The 4,051-nt window shown below is 35.4% G+C and carries 2 protein-coding genes; one reads left to right on the forward strand and one right to left on the reverse strand.

What is annotated here, in order from left to right; genetic code table 11:
* Positions 1-617: 617 nt before the first annotated feature.
* A complete protein-coding gene (locus IKV95_RS10650; RefSeq protein WP_287451818.1) occupies positions 618-1,229 on the reverse strand; it encodes a hydroxyethylthiazole kinase in 612 nt (203 codons plus the stop codon).
* An 825-nt stretch (positions 1,230-2,054) separates the two neighbouring features.
* Here IKV95_RS10650 and IKV95_RS10655 point away from each other — a divergent pair.
* On the forward strand, positions 2,055-4,051 hold a 1,997-nt coding region (locus IKV95_RS10655), incomplete at its 3' end, for a hypothetical protein (RefSeq protein WP_287451819.1).

Raw genomic sequence — 4,051 nt, forward strand, 5'->3', positions numbered from 1 at the left:
GAGTTTTACTCACGTTAAGCAACACCGTTATATTCGAAAAGCCATTCCTACGGGAATGGCTTTTTTTGTTACTGACATTGTTGCGAAGAGATGAGCTTACAAAGACAGTATGGGACGGAAATTGCGATAGCAATTGAGTACCAATCCTTATGTTAATGCCATGAAAGTACCAATCCATTTATTAATGTCGTAAGAATACCAAACCTTCAAGAAAGCGAGTACCATTCCTTCTTCAATAGCTGTTTTTATTATAAGTAATAATAAACTCTTGAAAATATTCATAGATAATCTGTATTTATTCAGAGCAGTGGGAGTAAATAATTTCGGTTCTATAATTGATGGTGTTGGTGATGAAATATGTCACTAACACCATTTTTCAAAAAAAAAATCGATATTTATATAAATTCCTTTTAAAATAAAATCGCTGAACCACGCAAAAAAGGATTGTAGAAACTGATCTACAATCCAATAAGTTTTTTTATTTGATTCTGTTAGTTTCAAAAGATAATACTAACAATTTTTATGCCACTCAAAAGCAAAATTATCTTTTCAACATAAAAAAAGCCCTCTCAAAAATTAAATGATAATCTAACTTTTAAGTCTTGCTAGCCTTACTTTTACTCAATAAATGATAATGCATGCTGAATTGCACTTACTTCTTGCTCACCATCAGCTAAGTATTTAGCCGTCATTAGTGCTAAATTGAAACCTTTAGCTTGTACAGTATCATTCTCAATTAAAGAAGCTCCTGCACTAATAAAAACAGTTTCCGCTTTAACTACAATAACAGATTGATAAACATTTGCTATTTCAGCTAATAATTGTTCATTCTCTCTAATAATCTCTAGCCCATCCCCCATACTTTTACGGCCAGACAAAGCAAGTATCGTTGTGAAATCCGCGATAATCACATCAAAAGAAAGATATTTAATCAATTCTTGAAATGAATGAAACTGTTCAATCGATTCTCCAACTGCGATTGGTTCTAATAAAAGTGGCACTTTGTAGCGATTAGCTTCTTTTCCCAGTTTAATCATTGTCGCTAGTTTTTCAGGTGTCATTTCGGTCATCTTCAATATCACTGCTTGATCGCAAGACGATTTTTTTTCAAATATTTCAGGAACATCGCTCATTATGAGATTGATGCCTCTCTTAGTTAAATCCAAATGTTCTAATTGGTCGCTATAATAATCTTTCAGTACAACAATATCCCTAAGTATAATTCCCACCCCTAATATATATTTTTACGCGCAAAACTGTACAATCAGTATATCACATCGTAAAGATACAAAAAAGAGAGTGCCATTTAGCACACTCTCTCATTTTACTCCGCAACTTGTACAAGTTGTTTATCTACGGTAACACTCACTATATTTCAGATACACTACACGTAATCGTTCACTATTTTGTACTTTTGTTTCAAATCTTCTGTTCCGCAGTTTTTTTCACTTGCTTAAATTAACGGTACATACTAGTTTTCCACGTTGCACTATCGAATCACGCGTCTAACAGTTACTTGGTTGTTAATTTTAAACTTTTCCAATTGCCTTGCTGTTCTTTAAACAAAACACTAATACATCTGGTTTAACAACGATTATCTTCACGACTTTCGCGTTTTTTCTTACCCTTCTTAATGTTTAACTGCATATTGCTTGTAGACCTTTTACAATCTTTGCACATGTTTGTCTTACATTCTGAATGGGCGTCCCGGATGGACTCGCAATGGCTTTATGTGTTATCCGTTCGTTCCGGTGCACGCACCATCGTCAGTTGAAATAACATGTGACGTTGACTAATGTTTCGTCTCATCATTGTTATCACTCCTTTCGATTTTCTGGTGACCTGTTACATAGATATTATACCCGTTTAGATAATAACTAAACATTATACCAACTACCTATCGTTTAATTTAACTAAGTGATACTCATTTTTTTAATAAAATAAAACAAATAATGGACTCACACTTGAGATATCTATCCTGCATAATTAGTATAAAGACTGTCAAAATTTACGGATTTTCGCTGTTATATTATTAATTAGGAGGATTTACAAAAATGAATAAAAAAATGAGTTACGGCTTAATAGCTGTCTCAACACTGTTGGCTTCGTTACCTGCTACATTAGCATCTGCCAATGATGAGAACTTAAAAACGACTAAAGATATACAACCTGTATCAACTAATACCGAGAAACATGCTGAGAAAAACGAGACAAAAAAAATCTCACCTTACGACATTAAACTCTTTTCTATTCATAATCTTAACGGTTTTGATAGGGGCGCTGATGCACTTTATCGTAATTTTGATTTAACAACACAATTAACAGTCAACTACCCCTATGATCCTTATAAAGATAAATTAACTTATGAAATTGTATCTGGACCAGCTAATATTGGACAAGGTGAAATCGAAATTCCTTATGGTGGAACAATTGATTTTTCTGATGCTACCACTTACCCAGATGGTGAATATGTTTTATCCTTACGCTCATACGTCATCGATGAATTCGGCTCATTATTCGATACGGGTCGTGTGAAAATGAATATTGAACGTGTCGCTGCTACAATCGATATTACTGGCACTTTTGATAAAATCAATCCATCTACTATCACTGTTGGCTCTGATAAAACAACGGCTAGCAACATTTGGAAAATAATAGATGAAGCTGGAAATGTTGTGGCAACGGAGTCCTCTGCTGCTGTACCACAAGCAACCCTCAACCAATTACCAGAAGGTGTTTATACTGTTCAAACAACGGCCACTTTAATTTCTAAATATGGAAATCCTGTACTAGATACAACGACAGATTCATTTTTAATTCGTCATCCTGAATCAACGACTAGTGTTGTTGGTACATATAATCCCACATCAATTACTGGAACAAAAAAAATCACTGAATCAACTTTAACTTGGGAAGTAAAAGATAGTAGTGGCACTGTTCTGATTAATGGCACAGGTAATACTGTACCCGTTGAACAAACCAACGCTTTAGGGGACGGCAGTTATAGTGTTTTCTTCACTGAACATAGTCCTGAAAATGAAACAAGTGTTTCTGAAGGTTCTTTCAAAATTAGACACCCCGAAACAACTATTTCAATTGATAAGCCAATCAATCCCGAAAAAGTGATGGGAACACAAAAAATTGCGGACTCAACCCTAACTTGGCAATTACTCAATGAGGCAGGTGCCGTTGTATTATCAGGGAACGGTCCAATTATTTCTGAAAAGCAGTTAGCATCATTAGCGGGCGGAAAATATGAAGCAACGTTTACGGAAACAAGCCCTGAAGGTGAAACACATGCATCAACTGATAAATTTTTAGTACGTCATCCCGAAACAACAACGACTATTGATCGCCCCTTTAATCCCCATTCTATTAAAGGGACACAAACAATTGTTGAATCTGTTTTAACATGGGTATTGAAAGATGAGAGTGGGAAACTTATTGAATCAGGCTCTGGAACTGACGTCCCTACTAGTTTATTAGACAAATTAGCAATTGGGACTTATGTCGTTACATACACTGAAATGAGTCCTGAAAATGAGACTCACAGTTCACAAGGTGAATTTACAATTCGCCACCCTGAGACGACGACAACGGTTAATAAACCATTCAATCCTGATAAAATTACGGGGACACAAACAATATCAGATTCCGAATTAGTATGGATTCTCACTGATGCACAAGGTGCGATTATAAAATCTGGTACTGGTTCTGATATCCCTACTGACTTTTTAGCACAGCTAAAACCGGGGAGTTATCATGTGACATTTGCAGAAAAGAGTCCAGAAGGTGAAATGCATACATCTACTGGTGACTTTATTGTTCGCCATCCTGAAACAACAACAACTGTTAACAAGCCTTTTAATCCTAATAAAATTACAGGAACACAAACAATGACTGAATCAGAGTTAACATGGGTTATTACTGATAAAAATGGGGCAGAAGTTATGAGTGGTATCGGTTCTGAGGTGCCAGAAAAAGAACTCTTAGCATTATTAGCTGGCGACTATACCGTTACATTTACAGAAATTAGTCCCGAAGACGAAAC

The sequence above is a fragment of the Brochothrix sp. genome (assembly GCF_017549435.1).
Classification (GTDB): Bacteria; Bacillota; Bacilli; order Lactobacillales; family Listeriaceae; genus Brochothrix; species Brochothrix thermosphacta.